This window comes from Streptomyces sp. YJ-C3 (assembly GCF_053891275.1).
In genome coordinates this window covers 2,891,333-2,914,014 of sequence record NZ_CM132685.1, presented here as the reverse complement: position 1 = coordinate 2,914,014, position 22,682 = coordinate 2,891,333, and the positions used below count along the sequence as shown (strand labels likewise).

General features: G+C 72.5%; 17 protein-coding genes and 1 tRNA gene. 7 read left to right on the top strand and 11 right to left on the bottom strand.

Features of this window, described 5'->3' with window-relative positions; genetic code table 11:
• Positions 1–16 precede the first annotated feature (16 nt).
• A complete protein-coding gene (gene prcB / locus ACVHNB_RS12765; protein WP_456228097.1) occupies positions 17–850 on the top strand; it encodes a proteasome subunit beta in 834 nt (277 codons plus the stop codon).
• A gap of 24 nt (positions 851–874) precedes the next feature.
• Here prcB and ACVHNB_RS12760 read toward each other — a convergent pair whose 3' ends face one another.
• The gene (locus ACVHNB_RS12760) at positions 875–3,700 is read right to left on the bottom strand and encodes a beta-L-arabinofuranosidase domain-containing protein (RefSeq protein WP_456228096.1); all 2,826 of its coding nucleotides are present in this window, start codon (positions 3,698–3,700) and stop codon (positions 875–877) included.
• A 470-nt stretch (positions 3,701–4,170) separates the two neighbouring features.
• On the opposite strand from ACVHNB_RS12760, the gene ACVHNB_RS12755 reads away from it, so the two are divergent.
• Positions 4,171–4,944 (top strand): MmyB family transcriptional regulator, encoded by a 774-nt coding sequence (locus tag ACVHNB_RS12755; RefSeq protein ID WP_456228095.1) that lies wholly within the window; start codon positions 4,171–4,173, stop codon positions 4,942–4,944.
• 25 nt (positions 4,945–4,969) lie between these two features.
• On the opposite strand, the gene ACVHNB_RS12750 is transcribed toward ACVHNB_RS12755, so the two are convergent.
• Positions 4,970–8,086: a sugar-binding domain-containing protein gene (locus ACVHNB_RS12750; protein WP_456228094.1), complete on the bottom strand. Its 3,117-nt coding sequence runs from the start codon at positions 8,084–8,086 to the stop codon at positions 4,970–4,972.
• A 371-nt stretch (positions 8,087–8,457) separates the two neighbouring features.
• Positions 8,458–8,829 carry an LLM class flavin-dependent oxidoreductase gene (locus ACVHNB_RS12745; protein WP_456228093.1) on the bottom strand — a complete coding sequence of 124 codons (372 nt, stop codon included), beginning with the start codon at positions 8,827–8,829 and terminating at the stop codon, positions 8,458–8,460.
• A 201-nt stretch (positions 8,830–9,030) separates the two neighbouring features.
• On the opposite strand from ACVHNB_RS12745, the gene ACVHNB_RS12740 reads away from it, so the two are divergent.
• The gene (locus ACVHNB_RS12740; RefSeq protein WP_456228876.1) at positions 9,031–10,086 is read left to right on the top strand and encodes a lipoate--protein ligase family protein; all 1,056 of its coding nucleotides are present in this window, start codon (positions 9,031–9,033) and stop codon (positions 10,084–10,086) included.
• Between the two features lie 54 nt (positions 10,087–10,140).
• Here the strand turns inward: ACVHNB_RS12740 and ACVHNB_RS12735 are convergent, their stop codons facing one another.
• Positions 10,141–11,028, bottom strand: coding sequence for a hypothetical protein (locus ACVHNB_RS12735; RefSeq protein ID WP_456228092.1), 888 nt, complete (start codon positions 11,026–11,028; stop codon positions 10,141–10,143).
• A 117-nt stretch (positions 11,029–11,145) separates the two neighbouring features.
• Positions 11,146–12,084, bottom strand: a complete 939-nt coding sequence (locus ACVHNB_RS12730; protein WP_428951210.1) for an aldo/keto reductase — start codon at positions 12,082–12,084, stop codon at positions 11,146–11,148.
• 85 nt (positions 12,085–12,169) lie between these two features.
• Between ACVHNB_RS12730 and ACVHNB_RS12725 the strand changes: the two genes are divergently transcribed.
• The gene (locus tag ACVHNB_RS12725) at positions 12,170–12,793 is read left to right on the top strand and encodes a TetR/AcrR family transcriptional regulator (RefSeq protein WP_428951212.1); all 624 of its coding nucleotides are present in this window, start codon (positions 12,170–12,172) and stop codon (positions 12,791–12,793) included.
• Between the two features lie 8 nt (positions 12,794–12,801).
• Here ACVHNB_RS12725 and ACVHNB_RS12720 read toward each other — a convergent pair whose 3' ends face one another.
• From ACVHNB_RS12720 to ACVHNB_RS12710, 3 genes are all read right to left on the bottom strand, one after another.
• A complete protein-coding gene (locus tag ACVHNB_RS12720; RefSeq protein ID WP_456228091.1) occupies positions 12,802–14,235 on the bottom strand; it encodes a gamma-aminobutyraldehyde dehydrogenase in 1,434 nt (477 codons plus the stop codon).
• A gap of 71 nt (positions 14,236–14,306) precedes the next feature.
• Positions 14,307–14,705 (bottom strand): nuclear transport factor 2 family protein, encoded by a 399-nt coding sequence (locus tag ACVHNB_RS12715; RefSeq protein WP_456228090.1) that lies wholly within the window; start codon positions 14,703–14,705, stop codon positions 14,307–14,309.
• Positions 14,706–14,741: 36 nt separating this feature from the next.
• Positions 14,742–16,274, bottom strand: a complete 1,533-nt coding sequence (locus tag ACVHNB_RS12710; protein ID WP_456228089.1) for a purine-cytosine permease family protein — start codon at positions 16,272–16,274, stop codon at positions 14,742–14,744.
• A 137-nt stretch (positions 16,275–16,411) separates the two neighbouring features.
• On the opposite strand from ACVHNB_RS12710, the gene ACVHNB_RS12705 reads away from it, so the two are divergent.
• Positions 16,412–17,863, top strand: a complete 1,452-nt coding sequence (locus ACVHNB_RS12705) for a PucR family transcriptional regulator (RefSeq protein WP_428951217.1) — start codon at positions 16,412–16,414, stop codon at positions 17,861–17,863.
• Between the two features lie 109 nt (positions 17,864–17,972).
• Complete coding sequence (locus ACVHNB_RS12700) at positions 17,973–18,503, top strand: hypothetical protein (RefSeq protein WP_428951218.1); 531 nt, start codon at positions 17,973–17,975, stop codon at positions 18,501–18,503.
• Positions 18,504–18,564: 61 nt separating this feature from the next.
• Here the strand turns inward: ACVHNB_RS12700 and ACVHNB_RS12695 are convergent.
• Positions 18,565–18,649, bottom strand: a tRNA-Leu gene (locus ACVHNB_RS12695).
• 120 nt (positions 18,650–18,769) lie between these two features.
• On the opposite strand from ACVHNB_RS12695, the gene ACVHNB_RS12690 reads away from it, so the two are divergent.
• Positions 18,770–20,095 (top strand): DUF2254 domain-containing protein, encoded by a 1,326-nt coding sequence (locus ACVHNB_RS12690; protein WP_428951219.1) that lies wholly within the window; start codon positions 18,770–18,772, stop codon positions 20,093–20,095.
• A 20-nt stretch (positions 20,096–20,115) separates the two neighbouring features.
• Here the strand turns inward: ACVHNB_RS12690 and ACVHNB_RS12685 are convergent, their stop codons facing one another.
• Both ACVHNB_RS12685 and sucD read right to left on the bottom strand, forming a co-directional pair.
• Positions 20,116–21,651 (bottom strand): aldehyde dehydrogenase family protein, encoded by a 1,536-nt coding sequence (locus ACVHNB_RS12685; RefSeq protein WP_456228088.1) that lies wholly within the window; start codon positions 21,649–21,651, stop codon positions 20,116–20,118.
• A gap of 142 nt (positions 21,652–21,793) precedes the next feature.
• A complete protein-coding gene (gene sucD / locus ACVHNB_RS12680) occupies positions 21,794–22,678 on the bottom strand; it encodes a succinate--CoA ligase subunit alpha (RefSeq protein ID WP_456228087.1) in 885 nt (294 codons plus the stop codon).
• Positions 22,679–22,682: the final 4 nt, after the last annotated feature.

Here is a 22,682-nt window from a genome sequence, read left to right as displayed (position 1 = left end):
CAGAAGGCGAGCACTCATGACCGAGCACCCCCGTGGCCTGCCGCCCGTGTTCCTGGACGGCAGCAGTTCCTCGTTCACCCGGCTCGTCGAGCGCGTGGCCCCGCACACCCTGCCGTGGAACCGCGGTCTCGGCCCGGGCCCGGCGCGGGACCTGCCGCACGGCACGACGGTGCTCGCCCTGGACTTCGACGGCGGCGTCCTGATGGCCGGCGACCGGCGCGCCACGATGGGCCATCTCATCGCGCAGCGCGACCTGGAGAAGGTCTGCTACGCCGACGACCACACCGCGGTGGCGTTCGCGGGCACGGTGGGGCTCGCGAAGGAACTGGTGCGCCTCTACCGGTGGGAGCTGGAGCACTACGAGAAGGTGGAGCGCCGCCCGCTCACCCTGAACGGGAAGGCGCAGCGGCTGGCCGCGATGATCCGCGACCAGCTCGCGCAGGCCATGCAGGGCCTCGTCGTGGTGCCGCTGCTCGCGGGGTACGACACGGCCCGCGGCGTCGGCCGGATCTTCAGCTTCGACGTCACCGGCGGCCCGTACGAGGCGGTCGGCTTCCACTCCGACGGGTCCGGATCGCCATACGCGCGTGGCGCGTTGAAGAAGCTGTACCGGCCGGGGATGTCGGCGGCGGACGCGACGACGGTGGCGGTGCAGGCGCTGTACGACGCGGCCGACGACGACTCGGCGACCGGCGGCCCGGACCTGAGCCGCCGTATCTACCCGTCGGTCGCCCTGGTCACCGCGGACGGCTACCGCGCGCTGCCGGAGGACGAGGTGCGCGCGGTGGCCGAGTCGGTGGTGTCGGCGCGGCAGTCGTCGCCGGAAGGCCCGACGGCGCCGCTGCCGTGACCGCCGGCCCCGGGCCCGTGTCCGTCAGGCCTGGTACGACGCCCGTTTCGCCGTGGCGACGGCCTTCGCCGCGTCGGCGGCGGTGATCAGCCCGTCCGCGTGCCATGCCTCGGCCGTCGCGCGGACGTGGGCGACGAGGGCGGCCTTGCTCCGGAACGGCGCGGCGTCCCACACGGCGTCGAGCAGGCTCACGCCGTCGCCCCGCACCGGGTTGGCGACTCCCGCGTCGAGGCCCCCGAACACGACGCGCGGCTCGGCCCTGCGGACGTAGGCGTGGGTCGGGTCCTCGGTGCCTTCGAAGAAGGGGGCGAGTGCGACGCCCTCGGGGGTGGTGAAGTGCAGTGGTGCGCCGTGCACGGGGGTGAGCGTGGGCAGCAGGTCGCCGGAGAGCGCGGCGTTGCGGTAGAGGCCCAGTTCCAGGGCGGTGGTGCGGGCGTCGCGCGCCACCAGGTTGACGGGGCCGTGGAAGAGGGCCTGGGTCGCGGGGTCGTCCGGGGCCTTCTCGACCCGCAGCCGGAACGGGAACGAGATCCGCACGGTGTCACCGTCCCGCCAGGTGCGGGCCACGGACAGGTAGGTCCCCGGCTCGGGTGAACGTCCGCCCACCGGGCGCCCGTTGACGGTGACCCGGTAGCCGTCCGCGGCCCACGCGGGCACGCGCAGCTTCAGCGTGAAGGCGGCGGCCCGGCCGCGCACGGTGAGGGTGCTGCCTTGTTCGCGGGGGAAGCCGGTGGTCTGGGTGACCGTGACGCCCTTCTCCCGCCAGGTGAGCGTCGAGGCGCTGTACAGGTTGACGTACAGCGCGCTGTCGTCGGCGGCCCGGAAGTACACCGTGTCCTGGTACTTGGTGGCGCTCTCCATGCCGGTGCCCTCGCAGCAGGTAGTGCCGGCCTTCGGCGTGTAGTCGCGTACGTGTCCGGGCCGCAGCCCGATGAAGTACGTGACGAGCGGCTTCTCCGCGTCGGCCTTGTCCTGCTTGGAGCCGAGCACCTGGTTGAGCAGGGCCCGTTCGTAGTAGTCCATGTACGTGGGGTCCTGGTCGTGCAGGAAGAGCAGGCGGCTGAGCTTGAGCATGTTGTACGCGCAGCAGGTCTCGGCGTTGGCCTCGCCGAGCGTCGACGCGATGGCGTCGCGCTCGCCCCAGAACTCGCGGTCGCTGGTGCCGCCGATGGCGTACATGCGGGGCGGCACGACCATGCCCCAGAAGCCCCGGGCCGCGTCGAGGTAGCGGCGCTCGCCGGTCTCGTCGTGGAGGCGGAGCAGGCCGGTGAGGATCGGGATGTGCTGGTTGGCGTGGAGACCGGCGAGCGTGTCCTGTCCGGCGGCGCACGCGTCGATGAGCTTGTCGAGGTCGAACAGGCGGGCAAGGGCGAGGTGTTCGGGCTTTGCGGTGAGGGCGTACAGGTCGCAGATCGCCTCGACGAGGCCGCCGAACTCGCCGCTGGAGAAGATCCCCCACATGCGTTGCAGCGTGGCCGCGGGCAGCGGGGACAGCCGGGAGTGCATCCAGTCGCACAGGCCCGCCGCGAGGTCGAGGGCCCTGGCGTCGCCGGTGGCGCCGTACGCGTCGACGAGGCCGCGCAGGATCTTGTGAGCGGTGTAGTACGGCGCCCACACCTTGGTGTAGTCACCGGTCGTCATCGACTCCAGCGCGATGAACTGGGTCTCGGGGTAGGCGGCCAGGAAGCCGGGGTGGCTCGGGCCGCCCCACGTGCGGCGCAGGGAGGCGGGGCCGGCGTGCCCGGAGGCGTCGGCGAAGGTGCCTCCGCCGCTCTCGTCGAAGCCGTACGCGGCCAGGTCACCGGCGCCGGCCGGTGTCTCGGCCGCCGTTCGTTCCTGGAGCGCCGCGATCTCGTCGGCGCTCAACGCCCGTGACCAGAGGTGGACTTCGTCGAGGGCGCCCGCGAAGACCGGGTCGCCCTCGTAGTGGGAGCGGCCGAGCCAGTGGTCCTTGAGGGAGCCGAGGGCGGCCGGTGTCAGCGTCAGGGCGGAGGTGCGGGCGACCTCGGTCCCGTCGACGTACAGGATGCCGGCCCCGTCGCCGAGGGTGACGGCGACATGGCTCCACTCGCCGACGGGCAGCGGCGCCGTGCCGTCGATGCCCTGCTCGCCCGCGGCGCCGGACGTGGTCACGGCGAACCGGGGGGCGCCCGTGCCGCCGCGCGCGGCGAGGTACAGGTAGCGGGTGGTGTCGTCGCCGAAGTCGGCGACGCGGGCCCAGGTGTCGGCGTGCTCGGGCCTGACCCAGGCGGCGAGGGTCAGGGCGCCGCTCGCGCCGTCGAGGACGCCGGCCGGCAGGTCGACGTACTGGTAGGAGCCCCGGACGGGCGAGACGGCACCGCCGCCGAACCGGCCCTCCGTGCGGGGCGCCGTCGGATCGGCGCGCAGCGCGGCGCGCACCTCGTACAACTCCCCCACCATGGTGCGGATCTTGTCGGCGTACACCTCCTCGCCGGTGCTCGCGTACGCCTGCGCGAGCATGGTGAGGAAGTGTCCGGTGGTGTGTCCGCGCAGGTTGCCGTTGGCCTCGCCGTCCAGCCCCTCCCAGCCGCCGGGGGCGACGGCGCCCTCCGTCGGGCGCCCCGCGTTGGCGCGGAACACCTGTATGAGCCGCATCTCGTCGTAGCCGCGGCCGAAGTCCAGCATCAGCCGCCGCTTGTCGGCGAACACGCCTTCGCCGAGGGCCACTTGGTCGAGGCCGAAGGGGCGCACGGTCCACGCGGCGGGCATCGGGGGCCCGAGGGCCGCCGCGCGCGGTGCGGCGGCGGAGCGGCCCGGGGCGAGGGAGAGCGCCGCGGCGCCCAGGGTGGCGGCGCCGATGAGGGCTCTTCTGGTGGGGCCGGAAGCCATGTCGGACCTCACTTCTGTTCGGTATGTCGAATCAGGTTCGGTAAGCCGACCAGAAGGTAAGCGTCCGCAATCAACGCGTCAATGACTCCCACGGAGTTGTCCCCGTTGCCCCGGGCGGCACGCGGAGGCCTCTCGGGTCGGCCCACGGGCACGCGGCCCACACCCGTTCACTGCGCCGGTGTGTGGACGCCGGGGCCACAGGCCGATACCCGTCGCGCCCGTCACCCACCCGATCAGCCGTCCGTCCGCCCTGCCGGACACGCTCCGCAGTCGGCCCGCGCCCCGGCGCGCGGGCACCCTCCGCCAACGTCCCAGTTCACACGCCGGTGCTCGAACTGGCATACAGGCGCCGCCTCTTCCGGGTGATTACCGCTGGTGACGACGAACCTCCGCCCCGGCGCTCCGCATCATCACCCATGTCCGTATCCGTACCAGCGGCCCGGCCGCCATCGCTGTGACAAGGAGGTCCCATGGCATCCGACGAGGGTCCCGACGCCATCCGCAGTGCCGAACTGCGCGCGCTGTTGTCCGCCCGCAGGGACGCGCTCGGGCTGACCGCCGAGCAGGCCGCGCGGGCCGCGGGCCTCACCCCGCGCGGCTACGCCGACCTGACGAGCGGCGCACCGCTCGGGGGCGGCCTCGACCTGCTGAAGACCGTGGCCGACGGGCTGCGCATGACGGGCGTCCTGCGCGAGACGTTCCTGCTGCTCGCCGCGGGCCCCGGCATCGGCGCGCACGACCTCGTCGAGCGGCGCCGGCCGACCGTCGAGGAGATCGCCCACATCGATCTGATGGACCCGAACGCGGCGCTCATCACGGACCACGCCTGGAACGTGCTGGCGGCGAACGCCGCGGTGACCCGGCTGTTCACCGACCCGGACCGGATACCGCGCCGCGACCGCAACCTCGTGCTGTGGTCACTGACGGCGGAGGCGGCAGGGCGCTTCGCCGACATCGCGCAGGTCCGCGCGGACGCCGTCGCCCGGGTCCGCGCCGCCGTCGGCCAGATCCCCGCCGATCCCGCGCTGCGCACGCTGGCCGCCCGGATCGCCGAGGACCCGGTCGGCGCCGCGCTGTGGCGGCGCCGCGCGCCCCGCCTCCCGTCCGACACGTACACCCGGCGGCTGCGCCATCCCCACTACGGAGAGGCCTCGATCCTGGTGACGACGTCCCGGATGCCCGGCGGTCTGCAGCTGGTGGTCCACCACGCGGCGCATCTGATCGGCGGGTCGGTCCGGCTGTGAGCACGCGAGACGGCGGCCTGCCCGCTCACGACTCCGCCACGTCCAGCGCGCTGATCCCGAACGCCCCCTGGACCGTACCCGGTTCACCGCTGACCAGATCCAGCCGCAGCCGCCTCCCGTGGACCGCGTCGAAGGTGACGACGGTCGGCTCGCCGGACGCCGTGGCCCAGTCGATGTCGGTGTCGGGCACGGGGACGTAGCGCCCGCCGTCCCAGACCGACACCTCGATCGCCTTCGGCCGGGCGTGCCGGGCGTCGGCGGTGAAGGAGATCTCGACCCGGCCGATCGCCCGCTCCTTCGCCCACTCCACCGAGACCCAGTCGCGCGGCCGGGCACCATTGAAGGCGGGCAGCAGGGCGGTGGCGGCCTTCTGGAAGGCGTTGGACCACTGGGTCGCCGGGTCACCGTCCAGCATCGCGGCGGGCAGGGTGTCCGTGGCGCCGGAGTAACTGGCGTCGGCCAGCGGGTGGGCGGGGGTGCCGGGGCCCGGGTCGGGCGCGAAGGGGCCGGCGGGTGTGACGGGCGGGCCGGCCGGGCCGGTCACCCGCACGGACACGTTCCCGGCGCGCAGCCCGTCGGCCCGTGCGGTGACGGTGAGCGGGCCGGGTTTCGTGCCCGCCCGGACCATCACGAGCGCCAGGCCGTGGAAGACGGTGCGGGTACTGGCCTGGTAGCGCTCGGCGCTCTCCTGCCGGCCGTTGTCGAGGCCCGCCAGCCGGCCGCCCCGGACGTCGAACGCGATGAGGTGTTCGGCGTCGGGCACCAGCACCCCGCGCGCGTCGACGACCTCGGCGGTGACGAAGACCAGCGAACGCCCGTCCGCGGCAACGGATGTACGGTCGGCCGTCAGTCGCACGGCGTGCGGTTCCCCCGCCGTGCGCAGGACGTCCGTCGCCACGGCCTTCCCGCCCCGCCGCGCCACCGCCTTCAGCTCACCGGCCGCGAAGGGGACCTTCCAGGACAGGTGCAGCTTGCCCGCACTGCCGTTGGGGCTGGTGTAACTGCCCGGGTAGGCGCCGGAGGTGACGGTCTTGTCGTCGCCGCTCGCCTCCGTGGTCTCCAGGTACGCCCGGCCGTCGACGGTCTTCTTCTCGTCGAAGGACCGCACGCCCAGGGAACGGCCGTTGAGGAAGAGCTCGACGTCGGCGACGTTCGCGTACGCCCACACCTCCACCTCCGCCCCGTCCTCGTGCGTCGTCCAGTCCATCGGCAGGAGATGGACCATCGGCTCGTCGGTCCACTGGCTGCGGAAGAGGTGGTACATGTCCTTGGGGAACCCGGCGGTGTCGACCGCGCCGAAGAACGACGCCTTCACCGGGAACACGTCGTACGGGGTGGGCTCACCGATGTAGTCGATCCCGGACCACAGGAACTCACCCGCGAAGAAGCGCCGGTCGCGGTCCTTCTTCAGGCCGTACTCGCCGCTCATCGTCCACGAGGCGAGGTTGTTGTCGTACGAGGACGTCGCGCGCCGGCCCGGGGTGTGGTTCTCGCCCGTGTTGAGGTGCTCGGGCTCCTGGTACGTGCCGCGGCTGGACGTCTCGGACGACGACTCGGACTCGAAGAGGAACAGGTGCGGGTAGCGGGCGTGCAGCGCGTCGACGGACGCGGCCGTGTTGTAGTTGAGGCCGAGGCCGTCGAGGCCGGCCAGGATCAGGTCGGCGGGGGAACCCTCGGCGGGCAGCGAGCGGTATTTGTCGGAGCCGATGACGACCGGCCGTGTCGTGTCGAGGGCCTTGATGCCGTCGACGAGGCGGCGGGCGATGGCGACGCCCTCGGTGCGGGTGGAGTCGGGGATCTCGTTGCCGATCGACCACATCAGCACGGCGGGCGAGTTGCGGGCGGCGCGCACCATCTCGGCGATGTCGGCGTCGCTGTGCTCGTCGAAGAACCGGCCGTAGTCGTAGGTGTTCTTGCCGGTGCGCCAGCAGTCGAAGGCCTCCACGAGCAAGATGACGCCGAGGTCCTCGCAGGCCTCGATCACCTCGGGCGCGGGCGGGTTGTGGGAGGTGCGCAGGGCGTTGACGCCCATGCTCTTCATGATCTCCAGCTGGCGGCGCACGGCGTCGGGCTGGACGGCCGCGCCGAGCGCGCCGAGGTCGTGGTGGAGGTCGACGCCCTTGATCTTGGTGTGTGCGCCGTTGAGCGAGAGACCGGTGTCGGGGTCGAAGACGGCGTGCCGGACGCCGAAGCGGGTGCGGTAGGTGTCGACGGTGCGGCCGTCCACGCGCAGATCCGTGACGAGCGTGTACCGGTGCCCCGGCGTTCCGATGGACCACAACTGCGGCTTCTTGAGAGTGAGTCGGTCGTGTGCGGTACCGGGCTCGTCCGCGAGCCCCTTCAGTACGGACTCGGTCCGCGCGACGCGCCGGCCCTCGGGGTCACGGACGGTGGAGACGACGGTGACGTCCCGCGCGGTGCCCGACGCGTTGGCGACGGTGGTGCGCACGTCGACCGTCGCGTACCCACGGCCGAGGGTGTCGGCCAGGTCGGGCGTCGTCACCTGGGTGCCCCAGCGCTCGACGTGCACCGGCTCGGTGACGACGAGGCGGGCGTGCCGGTAGATGCCGCTGCCGGAGTACCAGCGGCTGCTGGGCAGCCGGTTGCGGACCTCGACCGCGAGGACGTCGGCGGTGGCCCCGTCGGTGTGCACGAGATCCGTGATGTCGTAGGCGAAGCCGGTGTAGCCGTAGGGGTGGTTGCCGACGAGTTCGCCGTTGAGGTAGACGTTCGCGTCCATGTAGACGCCGTCGAACTCGACGGAGATCCGCTTGCCCGCACTGCCGCGCGGCAGGGTGAACTTCTTGCGGTACCAGCCGAGTCCGCCCGGCAGGAACCCGGTGCCGCTGGTGGTGTTGTGCTCGGTGGTCGGGGTCTGCTCGATGCTCCAGTCGTGCGGAACCGCGACCGTGCGCCAGCCCGTGTCGTCGAATCCGCGCCGCTCGGCGTCGGCGTAGGCGCCGGTCGGGTCGGCGATGCCGGCGGGGTCGACGAGCGCGAAGCGCCAGCCGTCGGTGAGTTCGACGGTACGGCGTCCGACGGAGCCGGCGCGCTCGGCGGCATGCGCCGCGGGAACGGCGAGCGTCCCGGCCACGGAGGCGGCCGCGCCCGCGGCCAGCACGGTTCTGCGAGTGACAGGCATGGGCGGGGTTCTCCTCGAAGTGAACAGATATCACCGGAAAGCCACGTGCGGTAACGGATCCTTCGACTCCGAACAGTCATTAGTCAAGGCCCTTACCGAATGAGGCCACCGGTGACACCGTTGCCTGTGAGATTTTCCGCCACCGCCCGCGCGAGGAGCAGATGACCGCGGTCGCCCGGGTGCACACCGTCCACCAGGTCCGCGGCGAGCCAGGCCGCCGCCGGGCAGCAGGTGGAGGTGCTCGTCACCGCGGTCCGTGGCATCGCGCGCCGCCCGCTCGACCGCGTCCCTCAACTCGGCCAGGGTGGAGCCCAGTAGCAGCGGCGCCGAGTGCGGGGTGCGGGACCAGCAGTTCGTCCCGAACGCGACGGTCACCACGTCCGCGTCCAGGGAGGCGAGCTGCTGCGCGGAGGCCCCGACAACACGTCCACGGCCGCGACCTTCTCGGCGATCCGCTGCGGCGGCGTGAACCCGAACGGCGTCAGCGTCACCCCGAAACCGAGCCGGATCCGTTCGGTCAGTGCGGTCAGATGCCCGAGCAGCACCTCGGACGCGGGACAGTGCGAGCGCCCCTCCCGGAAGTGGCGCTCGACCGCCCACACCGTGCGGAACCCCATCCGGTCGGCGAGCCTGATCTGCTCGACCGCTTCGCGGCAGGCCCGCTGCTCGGCGGCGCGCCGGCCGTGCGGACGGGCTCCTTTCCATGGCTTCGGTACGTCGATCTCGTACAGCTCGAGGTCCATTGCGTCGCTCCTGCGGAAGGTGGCCTGCGCGGGCGCCGTGCGCGGTGGGGACGCCGGTGGGCGACGAGGGGGAACTGACGAAGCGTCAAGGGATGACGGCACGGACGGCCGGAACCCGGAATGTCCGGCTTGCGGTTAGCGTTGACCGCATTCGGGACCATGGGCGGATTCAGGGCCCTGCGCGGCGGAAGGCGGCACACAGTGCACGGCGAGTACAAGATCCCCGGCGGCAAGCTGGTCGTCGTCGATGTCGAGGTGGCGGACGGCGTGCTGCGCGACGTCCGGGTCGCGGGCGACTTCTTCCTGGAACCGGACGAGGCGCTCCCGGCGATCAACGCCGCGCTCGAAGGCGCCCCGGCCGACGCGGACCAGGCGGCGCTCGCCGCGCGCGTCGAGGCGGCGCTGCCGCCCGGCACCACCATGCTCGGCCTGACCACCGACGGGGTCGCCACGGCCGTGCGCCGCGCGCTGGCCCAGGCCACCGACTGGCGCGACTACGACTGGCAGCTGATCCACGACGCCCCGCAGTCCCCCGTGCTGCACATGGCGCTCGACGAGGTGATGACGGAGGAGGTCGCGCTCGGGCACCGTCCGCCGACCCTGCGCGTGTGGGAGTGGGACCGCCCGGCCGTGATCATCGGCAGCTTCCAGTCGCTTCGCAACGAGGTGGACCCCGAGGGCGTGGACCGGCACGGGGTCACCGTGGTGCGCCGGATCTCCGGCGGCGGCGCGATGTTCGCGGAGCCGAAGTCCACGATCACGTACTCCCTGGCGGTCCCGGAGTCCCTGGTCTCGGGCCTCTCGTTCCAGGACTCGTACGCGTACCTCGACGACTGGGTGCTCGGCGCGCTGGCCGACATGGGCATCAAGGCCTGGTACCAGCCGCTCAACGACATCGCCACGGACGTCGGCAAGGTCGCGGGCGCCGCGCAGAAGCGGGTCGTGGCGGGCGCGGGCGCCGTGCTGCACCACGTGACCATGTCCTACGACATCGACGCGGACAAGATGGTCGAGGTGCTGCGCATCGGCCGCGAGAAGCTCTCCGACAAGGGCACGAAGAGCGCGAAGAAGCGCGTCGACCCGCTGCGGCGGCAGACCGGACTGCCGCGCGAGGAGGTCATCTCCCGCATGATCGACTCGTTCCGGGGGCGCTACGGACTCACCGACGGCGCGGTGACCGAGGCGGAGATGGCCCGGGCCGAGGAGCTCGTCCGCACCAAGTTCGGTACGCAGGAGTGGACGGCGCGGGTGCCGTAGGACGACGAGGGCCGGGACCGGAGCCGGTCCGCTCGATGGACGAAACCGGTGGTGTCACTTACAGGCCACGGACTCCGTGGTGCCCGGCCAGCGTTCCACCTCGCCGTCGGCGGTCCGCACGTACGCGTTCCTCTCGTCGCGGGACAGCCACAGCTGACGCCCGTCGTGGCGGTAGCCGGTGTCGACGGCGTCCCGGGGCAGCGGGACGTCCTTCGCGTACGCCGACGTGAGCCGGTCCAGGTCCGCCAGCTTCCGCTCGGGGTCACGGAAGTACTGCCGCCCGAGACCGCGCGGATCGCCCTCCGCGTCCAGGTGCAGGAACTCGACGGACTGCCAGTCGCAGTGCTCGGGGCCGAGGGAGCTGGACACCTTCGTCGTGGGGACCGGCCGGCCCCGCCGGTCCTCCCAGACCCGCACGTCGAGCCGTTCCCGGTCCCGCGCCCGGAACTCCGCGGGATCGCACTGGGCGAACGTCTCCAGGACCCAACCCTCCCGGTGGGGACGGTCCTTGGCGACGATCACGGCGACCCGGGTGCGCCCGCCGACGTCGTACGAGAACAGCACCCGGTCCTCCGTTCGGCGCTCGACGCGGTAGTCGCGGCCCGGCAGGGACGTCCCGAACGTCCGGGTGACGGACACGGCCAGCGCTTCCTTGGCCGAGTCCGCGCTGTCGTCGTCGCTGTAGCCCTGGGCCCGCGAGCCCGCCAGGTGGGGCTTGCCCGCGCATTCCAGTGCCCGCACGGAGGCGCCGCCGCCCTCAAGGGGGCTGTCCTCGCCGACCCATGAGGGCGTCGACGCCTTGAGCGGTCCGCCGTACGGGGCCGCGGGCGACGGCCCCGACCGTTCCACGACGAGCCCCTGCGGAACCTCGATCCCGTTCCCGCACCCGGCCGCCGCCCACACCATCGCGAGCGCCACCGCTCGCCCCGCCCCGAACCGCATGCGCGCCCCGCCCTTCTCACGCGGCGCCCTGCGCGCCCCGCCCCTTGACGCGGGGCGGGCCGGAAACGTTCGCCCGGGCGCCTTGCGCAGCCGGAACCGGACGCGCGCGAACGGCCGTCAGAGCTCGATGTCCCCGGAGCGCGTCGGTACGGCGTCGAGCGTGGCGAGCGTCGCGCCGTCGAGGGCGATCGCGCCCGCGTCGACGTTCGCCCGCAGGTGCTCCGGGTCGGCGGTGCCGGGGATGAGGAGCGTGTTCGGGCTGTGGTGGAGCAGCCAGGCCAGGCCGATCTGCGCGGGGGTGTGCCCCAGAGCCTTGGCCGCGTCGGTGACGGCGGGCTCGTCGGTGACCTTCGGCAGGCCGGCGAAGGCGCCGCCGAGCGGGAAGTACGGCACCCAGGCGATGTCCTCGGCGACACAGAGCCGCAGCATGTCCTCGTCGCCGCGCGAGACCAGGCTGTAGGCGTTCTGCACGCAGGCGATGCCCACGGGGAGGGCCTGGCGCAACTGGTCCGGGGTGACGCTGCTGACGCCGATCGCGCCGATCTTGCCCTCGTCGCGCAGCTCGGTCATCACGGCGAGCTGGTCGTCCATGTCGACGAGCTGGTCGCCCTCGGCGCGCAGCCCGGGCCCGGTGTCGGCGCGGCGCAGATTGACGAGGGGGATCTGCTCGACGCCGAGGCTCTTGAGGTTGTCCTCGACGCCGGCCCGCAACTGCTCGGGGCGCTGCGCGAGGCGGAGCGGGACGGGGCCGCCGGGGGCGGGCTCGGCGCCGACCTTGCTGACGACGATGACGTCGTCCTCGGGGCGGATCGCCTCGGCGATGACCTCGTTGACGAAGCCGTTCCCGTAGAACTGGGCGGTGTCGACGTGATCGATGCCGAGCTCGACGGCGCGGCGCAGCATGGCGACGGCGGCGGGGCGGTCGTCACGCAGGCGCTCGAGCTGCATGGCGCCGTAGCCGACGCGGGAGACGGTGCGGCCGGCGAGGGCGCCGGGCCCGCCGGCCCGGGCCGCTCCGGGGGCCGTGAACTGGGGAGATCGGGCGGTGGACGTCATGGCTGTCCCGCTCTCATGAGACGATGGAGGTAAACGGAGGGACTCCGTTAATAGCCACCGTAACACTAACCGGAGGGCCTCCGTTTTGACCGCGCCCGATGCTCCGACCCCCGGCCGTCCCGCGACGGCGGCCGGACGTCCGGCCCGCGCCGACGCACGGCGCAACCGCGAGCGGCTGCTCACCGTCGCCCGCGACGCCTTCACCGCGACCGACGGCAAGGCCACCCTCGACGCCATCGCCCGCGAGGCCGGCGTCGGGATCGGCACGCTGTACCGCCACTTCCCCACCCGCGAGGCGCTCGTCGAGGCGATCTACGCCGCCGAGCTCGACGCCGTCGTCACCAGCGCACCCGCGCTGCTCGAGGAGCTTGCGCCCGATGCGGCGCTGCGCGCATGGATGGACCGCTACGCGGCGTTCTTCGCGGCCAAGCGCGGCATCTCCGACACGCTGCGCGCGGGCTGGGCCTCGGGCACCATCGCGACACCGGCCACCCGGGAGCGGATCACCGCGGCGATCGCGGTGATCCTCGGCGCCGGGGCGGAGGCCGGCTCGCTCCGGGCGGACGTCGAGGCGGACGAGGTCACGCTGATGCTGCTCGGCGTCTTCCTCTCCACCACGGCGAGCAACAGCCCGGACAGGACGGGGCGGCTGCTGGATCTGGTGGTGGACGCGCTGCGCCCGGCGACGGACGGCCGGGCGCGCGCCTGACGTTCCGGTCAGCCGTCCAGCGAGGTCATGACGTGCTTGATGCGCGTGTAGTCCTCGAAGCCGTACGCGGAGAGGTCCTTGCCGTAGCCGGAGAGCTTGAAGCCGCCGTGCGGCATCTCGGCGACCAGCGCCATGTGCGTGTTGATCCACACGCAGCCGAAGTCGAGGTTCCTGGACATCCGCATGGCCCGGGCGTGGTCCCTGGTCCACACCGAGGAGGCCAGCGCGTAGTCCACGCCGTTGGCGAACTCCAGCGCCTGCGCCTCGTCGGTGAAGGACTGGACGGTGACGACCGGCCCGAACACCTCGTTCTGCACGATCTCGTCGTCCTGCCGCAGACCGGAGACGACGGTGGGGGCGTAGAAGTAGCCCTGCTCGCCGACCCGGTGGCCGCCCGCCTCGATCGTCGCGTGGGCGGGGAGCCGCTCGACGAAGCCGGAGACCTGGGCCAGCTGGTGCGCGTTGTTGAGCGGGCCGAAGAGGACGCCCTCGTCGTCCGGGAGGCCGGTCCTCGTCTCGGCGGCGGCCTGGGCGAACGCGGCGACGAAACGGTCGTGGACCGACTCCTGGACCAGGACGCGGGTGGCGGCCGTGCAGTCCTGTCCCGCGTTGAAGAAGCCGCCGACGATCAGGTCCTCGACGGCCTTGTCCAGGTCCGCGTCCTCGAAGATCACCGCCGGGGCCTTGCCGCCCAGCTCCAGGTGGACCCGCTTGACGTCCTTGGCGGCGGAGGCGGCGACCTGCATCCCGGCCCGCACGGAACCGGTGATGGAGGCCATCGCCGGGACCGGGTGCTCGACCATCAGACGGCCGGTCTCGCGGTCGCCGCAGACGACGTTGAAGACACCGGCGGGCACGATCGCGCCGATGATCTCGGCCAGCAGCGCGGTCGAGGCGGGCGTGGTGTCGGACGGCTTCAGGACGACGGCGTTGCCCGCCGCGAGCGCCGGGGCGAACTTCCAGACCGCCATCAGCAGCGGGTAGTTCCAGGGCGCGACCTGCGCGCAGACCCCGACCGGCTCACGGCGGACGATCGAGGTCAGGCCCGCCATGTACTCGCCGGCCGAGCGGCCTTCCAGCATCCGCGCCGCGCCCGCGAAGAAGCGGACCTGGTCGATCGCGGGCTCCAGCTCCTCGCTGCGGGTCAGGTGCAGCGGCTTCCCGGTGTCCCTGCTCTCCGCGGCCACCAGTTCCTCGGCCCGCTCCTCCATCGCGTCCGCGATCCTCAGCAGCGCGCGCTGGCGGTCGGCGGGGGTGGTGTCCCGCCAGGCCGGGAAGGCCCGCGCGGCGGCGGCCATGGCGGCGTCCACCTCGGCCGCACCGGACAGCGGCGAGGTGGCGTACACCTCGCCGGTGGTCGGGTCGACGATGTCCAGGGTGCGGCCGTCGGCGGCCTCGGCGAAGGCGCCGTCGATGAAGTTGCGGAAGGCGGTGGTGCTCATGGGGATCCGTCTTTCTTGCGCGTCGTGCGGGGCCGGCCGCGCGGGCCGGCGGTACCTGTCGAAAGTGCCGGTCAGGAGGTGTACGGGGACAGGTGCTCGTGCACGGCGGTCCAGCGGTCGTCGCCCTTCCGGGCGAAGACGATCGTCTCCCGCTCCCGTACGGTCTCCTCGCCGTCCCGGGTGGAGATGACCGTCTCCACGTCGTGGCTGAAGACGGCCGTGTCGCCGAGGTCCTGGATCAGCCGGCCGGTGGAGGCGCAGGACTCGATGCGGAAGTCGTCCTCGTCCACCCAGCTCTGCCACAGCGCGCGGTAGGCGGCGGTGGATTCGAGCCGCTGGGGCGTGGTGTGGAAGACGAAGCTCGCGTCCGGCGCGAAGGACCCGAAGTAGTCCTCCAGGCGGCCCTCGGCGAAGGCCGCGACCAGGGCGTCGGCGGCGGCCCGGACCTCTTCGACGGTGCTGCTGCTCATGGGGGTTCGTCGCTCCTGTTCAGGGGGTGGTCGGGGTCAGCGGGCGGCGGCCGGTTCGGCGACGGGCTGCCCCTCGTCGGTGATCGCCGGGACCGGGCGGTCGCTCGACCGGACGAGACGGGGACCGTCGGGCCCGTACACTCCGCGCGGCTCGGGGAAGAGGGCGAGCATCCCGAGGTACACGACGGCCGCCAGCACCAGGCCCACCGGCAGCGAGATGTCCACGCCGTTCACGAGGTTCCCCAGCGGGCCGACGAACTGTCCCGGCAGGTTGGTGAAGAGCAGCGCCAGGACCGCGGAGAGCAGCCAGGCGGTCAGGCCGCGCCAGTTCCAGCCGTGGGTGAACCAGTAACGGCCGCCGCGCTGACGGCGGTTGAAGACCTGCAGCGCCTCCGCGTCGTACCAGCCGCGCCGGGTCACGTAGCCGAGGATCATCACGACCATCCACGGGGCGGTGCAGGTGATGATCAGCGTGGCGGACGTGGAGATGGACTGGGCGAGGTTCAGCGCGAAGCGGCCGATGAAGATGAAGGCGATCGACAGGGCGCCGATGAAGAAGGTCGCCTGGACCCGGCTGAACCGCGTGAACACGGAGGAGAAGTCCAGGCCCGTGCCGTACAGCGCGGTGGTACCGGTGGACAGACCGCCGATCAGGGCGATCAGGCAGAGCGGCAGGAAGTACCAGCCGGGCGAGATCGCCAGCAGTCCGCCGACGTAGTTGGGGGCGGCCGGATCGACGTACTGCGCGGCCTTGCTCGAAATGATCGAGGCGGTGGCCAGGCCGAAGAGGAACGGGATCAAGGTGGCGATCTGCGAGAGGAAGGCCGCGCCCATCACCCGGCGGCGCGGGCTGTCCGCGGGGATGTAGCGCGACCAGTCGCCGAGGAAGGCGCCGAAGGACACCGGGTTGGACAGCACGATCAGCGCGGCGCCGAAGAAGGACGGCCAGTACAGCGGGTCGCCGGTGGACTCGAAGGCCCCCGCGTAGGAGGGGTCGAAGTCGCCGGCGAAGGCGAAGATCCCGAGGACGAACAGGGCCGAGGCGGCGATCACCGCGACCTTGTTGACCAGCAGCATGAAGCGGAAGCCGTACACACAGACGAGCAGGACCAGACCGGCGAAGACCGCGTAGGCCAGGGCGAAGGTCCAGTCCGACTCGGGCAGGCCGACGAGTCGGTGCGCGGCGCCGATCAGGGCGTCGCCGGAGGACCACACGGAGATGGAGAAGAACGCGACGGCGGTGAGCAGGGAGAGGAAGGAGCCGACCACGCGGCCGTGCACGCCCAGGTGGGCCGAGGAGGAGACGGCGTTGTTGGTGCCGTTGCGCGGACCGAACAGGGCCATGGGAGCGAGGAGCAGGGCGCCCGCCACCAGACCGAGGGCGGTGGCCGCGAGGCCCTGCCAGAAGGAGAGGCCGAACAGGATCGGGAAGGCTCCGAGCACGCAGGTGGCGAAGGTGTTGGCACCGCCGAACGCCAGGCGGAACAGATCGAGGGGCCGGGCCGTGCGGTCCTCGTCGGGGATCCGCTCGACGCCGTTGGTCTCGATGTCGGTGATCGAGTCGGACACGGTGCACTCCTTGGAACCGGCACTCCGCGGAACCGTGCGCGGAAGATCAACGGGGGATGTTCCTTGTTCACGGCAGTCTCCGAGGTCCGCGCGGCCCCGGGCAATCGTGCCTGCCACGAACGCATACGCTTCCTCTTGTGGCCACAGACAAACTGACCGTGGAGGAGCTCCTGTCCTTCCCCGCCCTGCAACTGAGCGTGCGGGCCGGACGGGCGGGCCTGCACCGGTCGGTGAGCTGGGCGCACGCCAGCGATCTGGAGGACCCCACGCCCTGGCTGCTCGGCGCGGAAGTGATCATGACCACGGGCATGGCCGTCCCCCGCACCGCCGCACGGCAGCGCGCCTATCTCGAGCGGCTGGACGACGCGGGCGTGAGCGCCCTGGCGCTGTCGGCGGCCCTGCACACCCCGCCCCTGCACGAGTCCTTCCTCGCGGCCGCCGAGGAGCGCGGCTTCCCCGTCCTCGAAGTGCCGCTCTCGGTCCCGTTCATCGCCATCGCCCAGGAAGTCGCGGCCGCCGTACGCGAGGACCCCCAGCAGCGGCTCGGCGCCCAGCTCCAGGTCTTCGGCGCGCTGCGCTGGCTGGCCGCCGAGAACCTGGACACCCCCGCGCTCTTCCGCCGCCTGGAGCGCCTGTCCGGGTACGACCTGTACCTGTGCACGCAGCAGGGGCGTCCGCTGCTGCCCGGGGTGCCGACGCCCGACCCCGGGGTGCTGCCCGACTCGGCCGAGGCCGCGCCGACCATCCCCGGCGGCTTCGCGCTGCCGGTGCCCGCGCCCGGCGGCCCGGCCGGTTTCCTCGTCGCGTACGAGCGGGAGGGCGCCCGGCCCGCGGGCCTCGCGGTCGCCCAGCACCTGGCCACCGTCGCGGCCCTGCGGCTGGCCATGGTGCGCGGTGAGCGCGAGACGCTGCGCCGCGAAGGAGCGGAGACCCTGGCCGAGCTGTTGCAGGACGTACTCGACCCGGAGGGCGCCCGGCGACGGCTCGCCCGGCACGGGATCACGAACAGGTCCGTGCTGCTGGTGGTCCGCCACACCACCGACGAGGCGCTCCTGCGCTGCCTGGACGAATCCCCGCACCTGCTGCTCACCCGCGGCGAGGACCGCTTCGTCCTCGGTGCCGAGCGCCTCGCGGACCGGATCGCCGGACTCCCCGGGGTCGCGGCCGGGATGAGCCGCCCCTTCCCGCCGGGCGCCGCGCTGCGGGTGGCCCAGCGCGAGGCCGTGTGGGCGGCCGGCAAGGCGGCGGAGTCGGGGCGCCCGGTGGTCCGCTACCACGAGGAGTCGATGGGCCGCTGGATCCCGGACGACCCCGCCGTCCTGTCCGCGCTGGTCGAGGACGTTCTCGGCAAGGTGCTCCGGTACGACCGTGAGCACGGCACCCAGCTCCTGCTCTCGGCCCGCACCTGGCTGGAGCGGGGCCGCAGGACCGACGCGGCGGCGGCCGCCCTGCACATCCACGCCAACACCCTCTCCTACCGGCTGCGTCGCTTCGCCGCACTGGCCGAGCGCGACCTCGGCTCCACCGGCGCCCTCGCCGAGGTGTGGCTGGCCCTCCAGGCGGCGGGCTCACTGGGGCTCACCGACTGACGCGGGCCGCGGCACTCCACGGGACCGGGCCCGCGCGCGGCAACCTTTTGCGTCCCGGCGGCGACCACAGGGCGAGCCGTTCATCGGAAACTCCCGAAGGAGACGTTCCATGACAGTTCCCCGCTTGGCCAGGGCCGCCGCCCTCGCCGGTACCACGGGCATCGCCGCCGCGGCCGTGCTCGGCTTCCCCGGCACGGCCGCGGCGCAGGACGTGGCCCTGGTGCCCGGATCCCGCACCTCCCTCTGCCACCAGGACCTCTGCAGCGCGGGCGACCGCAGCCCGTACGACGTCTTCCCCTACAACGCGCCGCGCACGGACCGGCCGGTCGCTCACTGGATCCGCTCCGACAGCCAGGAGCACTTCTTCTCCCGCTCGGACGTGGTCCTCGACGGGGGCGACGGGGAGGTCACCGGCTCGTCCGGAGGCGGACGGCCGGGCACCGCGGTGGCCGCGATCGGCGCGAGCACGGCGCACACGAGGACCCACGCGGAGCACGAGGGCCACACGACACCCGCCGAGGAGCCCGCGAAGGGGCCCGCGAAGGGGTCCGCGGGCACGCTCGCCGCCGCGGGCGCCGTGGCCCTGGTCGGTGGTGCGGTCCTGCACCTGCGCCTGCGCAGGCCGCCGGCCGGTGACTGATCACTGAGGGGCTCCGGACAGCAAAAAGCCCTGGTTGAGAAGGACTCAACCAGGGCCACTGTGTCCGAGGGGGGACTTGAACCCCCACGCCCGATAAAGGGCACTAGCACCTCAAGCTAGCGCGTCTGCCATTCCGCCACCCGGACAAGGTGTCTGCCGCTTGTGCGGGGTGTTCCCCGCGGCGACATGGACAACAATACCAAGGTTTCGGAGTGGCTTTCACCTGCGTATCCGCCCGCCGCGACCTGGGGCTTTACAGTCTCACCATGAGTGACTGGATGGTGACGGTCGGGCGACGAAAGGTGCGGCGACCTCGGGCGTTGTCCCCGCTGCGGGAGCATCTGCGGGACACCTTCTGGTTCGCGCCGACCGGGGCCATGGTCGTGGTCTGTCTGGTGTGGTGGGCGACGTCCTGGGCCGACGAGACGATCGTGGGCGTCCTGCAGGACGACGGCGACTTCGACGCCGTCACGGAGCTGATGGGGATCGCCGACGACGTGAAGACCGTCGTCACCACCGTCAGCTCGGCGATGATGACCTTCATCGGTGTCGTGTTCAGCATCTCGCTGGTGGCCGTGCAGATGGCGGGCGGGCAGTTCAGCCCCCGTGTGGTCCGCCTCTTCGTACGGAGCCGGATCACCAAGCTCACCTTCGCCGTCTTCCTCGCCACGTTCCTGCTGTCGTTGCTGGTGCTGACCTCGTACGACGGGGAGCAGGATCCTCGGCTCGTCGGCACCGTCCCGTTCCTGCAGTCCTTCCTGACCCTCGCGATGGTGGGGCTGAGCCTGCTGCTGTTCGTGATGTACGTGAACTCGACGCTGCGGATGATGCGGGTGAGTCATGTCATCGACCGGGTCACCTGGGAAGGGTTCCGCGTCGTGGCGCGGATGCCGTCCGGGGACCCGGCCGGCGGAGATCTCGGGCAGGAGTGCGCGCGGGTGGCGTACGAGGGGAGGGCCGGGGTGCTGCGGGACGTGAACATCGCGCGGCTGGTGCGGATCGCACGGCAGCACGGGGTGGTGCTGCGGCTGATCCCGCGGATCGGGGACTTCGTGGTGCCGGGGACGCCGGTGTTCGCGGTCCACGGCGGGGCGGCGCCGTCCCGCCGCGCGCTGCGGTACTGCGTCTCCGTGGGCGTGGAGCGCACCTTCCACCAGGACCTGGGGTTCGGGCTGCGGGTGCTCGCCGACATCGCCCTGCGGGCGCTGTCCGCCGCCGTGAACGATCCGACGACCGCCGTGCAGGCCATCGACCGGATCGTGCAGTTCCTGGCGGCCGTCGGCCGTGCCCCGCTGGACACGCTGCGGCACGCGGACCGCGGCGGCGCCGTCCGGCTGGTGCAGCCCGTGCCGGGATGGGACGAGCTGGTCGATCTCGGGTTCGCCGAGATCCGGGGGTGCGCCGTCGGAAGTCCGCAGGTCACGCGGCGCATCCTGGCGGGGCTCGACGATCTGTCGGCACTGGTTCCGACGGAGCGGCGCGAGCCGCTGCTGCGCCATCGGGCGCTGCTCGCGCAGGCCGTCGAGCGGGCGGTGCCGGATGCCGCCGACCGGGCCTTCGCGCTGCGGCCCGATCGGCAGGGCATCGGCTGACACCGGCGGAGCGGTGGCGGTCAGGGCATCAGGTGGTACTCGGGGAAGTTCCCGGGCAGCCGCTCCCCCGGCGGACCTTGGGTGACGGCCCTGATGAGCAGTTCGCCGCCGACGAAGGCGCCGCGCCACGACGCTCCGAACCCGCCGAACAGTTCCTCACGGTCGCCGCGCGAGCGGGGCTTGCCGTGGCCGACCTTGAAGGCGCGGATCTGTGGGGCGAGACGTGCGTACGTCTGCTCGTCGTCGGTGGAGAGGGTGGCCACGAGGGCGCCGTTCGAGGCGTTCATCGCGGCGAGCAGCTCCGCCTCGGTGTCGACCAGGACGATCGTGTCGACCGGGCCGAAGGGTTCGGCGTGGTGCAGCGGTGACGACGGGGGCGGACCCAGGAGCGTGACCGGGTGGACGTACGCGCTGGTGTCCTGGCCCGGCAGGAAGCGGTCCGCGTCGGGCGCGGAGCGGTAGAGGGGGACGGCGCCGCGGTCGATGGCCTCGGTGACCTGGTCGGTCAGTTCCTTGGCCTTGGCCGCGTTGATGAGCGGGCCGAAGTCCAGTTCCGGGTACGGGTCCCCGGGGGCGGCGACGGCGAGCGGGTGGCCCACGCGCAGGGTGCTCGCGGCGGGCAGGTAGGCGGCGAGGAACGCGTCGAAGGCGTCGCGCTGCACGACGAAGCGCGGGTAGGCGGTGCAGCGCTGCTTCCCGTAGTCGAACAGCTTGGGGATCGTCGCGGTCAGCTTGTCCCAGTCGGTGTAGTTCCAGATGCCCCAGGTGTTGAGTCCCTCCTGTTCGAGGATGTGCCGCTTGCCGAGGTCGGCGACGTGCGTGGCGACGGCGGCGCCGGTGTCGCGTCCGCCGACGAAGGACACGCAGCCGATCTCGGGCGCCCGCACCAGCGCCTGGGACAGCTGCCCGCCGCTGCCGCTGACGAGCGTGACGGGGATGCCTTCGCGGGCGGCGAGGGCGCAGGCCAGGGTGAGGCAGGAGACGCCGCCGTCGGTCGGGGTCTTGGCGATGACCGCGTTCCCTGCCAGTGCCTGGACCAGCATGGCGTGAACGAGCACGCTCATCGGGTAGTTCCAGCTGGCGATGTTGGAGACGGGCCCGGACAGGGGCGTGCGCTCGCCGAGCATGTCCTCGATGCCGTCGACGTACCAGCGCACGCCGTCGATGGCGCGGTCCACGTCGGCCTGGGCGAGCCGCCACGGCTTGCCGATCTCCCAGACGAGCAGCAGGGAGAGCAGTTCGCGGTGCTCGGTGAGGGCGTCGAGGGTAGCGGCGACGCGGGCGCGCCGCTCGGCGAGGGGGACGTGCCGCCAGGCGCGGTGCTGGTCGAGGCAGGCGCGTACGGCCTGGTGGGCGGTGTCCGCGTCGAGGCGCGGCGGTCCGGCGATGGGGCTGCCGTCGACCGGGGTGGTGGCGGGCAGGGCGCGGCCGTCGGCCTGCCAGGCGCCGTCCCACAGGTTGAGGACGCGGTCGTCCCGGAAGGCCTCGGGAGCGACGGCGAGGCAGCGCCGCCAGGCGTCGTCCCAGGAGGTTCCGGCTTTGAGGGTGGTGGCCATTTCTTTGATCTCCGCTCACGGTGCACATTCGGGGCGGGGTGCTTGTCATGGCTGTTCGTACTGTGGACGGGAGGTGCCCGGTGAGCACCTCCCGTATGCCAAGGACCTTACGGGGAGGGCCGGTTGACCCGTATGAAACGCGTCACGGGGCGTCCGCGAGGCGGTCGAGGACGAGGCGGGCGGTCTCGGTCGGGGTGGATCCGACGTGTACGCCGACGGCTTCCAGGGCCGCCTTCTTGGCCTGCGCCGTGCCGGAGGAACCGGAGACGATGGCGCCGGCGTGGCCCATGGTCCTGCCCTCGGGCGCGGTGAATCCGGCGATGTAGGCGACGACGGGCTTGGTGACGTGGTCGTGGATGTACGCGGCGGCCCGCTCCTCGGCGTCGCCGCCGATCTCGCCGATGAGGACGACGAGTTCGGTCTCCGGGTCGTTCTCGAAGGCGGCGAGGCAGTCGATGTGGGTGGTGCCGATGACGGGGTCGCCGCCGATGCCGACGCACGTGGTGAAGCCGATGTCCCGCAGCTCGTACATGAGTTGGTAGGTGAGCGTGCCCGACTTGGACACGAGTCCGATGCGGCCGGGCTTGGTGATGTCGGCGGGGATGATGCCCGCGTTGGACTGACCGGGGGTGATCAGGCCGGGGCAGTTGGGGCCGATGATGCGGGTGCCCTTGTGCCGGGCGTACGCGTGGAAGGCCACGGTGTCGTGGACCGGGATGCCCTCCGTGATGACGACGGCGAGCGGGATGCCGGCGTCGGCGGCTTCGACGACGGCGACCTTGGCGAAGGCGGGCGGAACGAAGACGACGGTGACGTCGGCGCCGGTGGCCGCGATGCCGTCGGCCACGCTGCCGAAGACGGGGACGGCGCGGTCGTCGAAGTCGACGGTGCGGCCCGCCTTGCGGGGGTTGACGCCGCCGACCACGTTCGTGCCCGCGGCGATCATGCGGCGGGTGTGCTTCATGCCCTCGGTGCCGGTCATGCCCTGGACGAGGACCTTGCTCTCCTTGGTGAGGTAGATGGCCATGTCC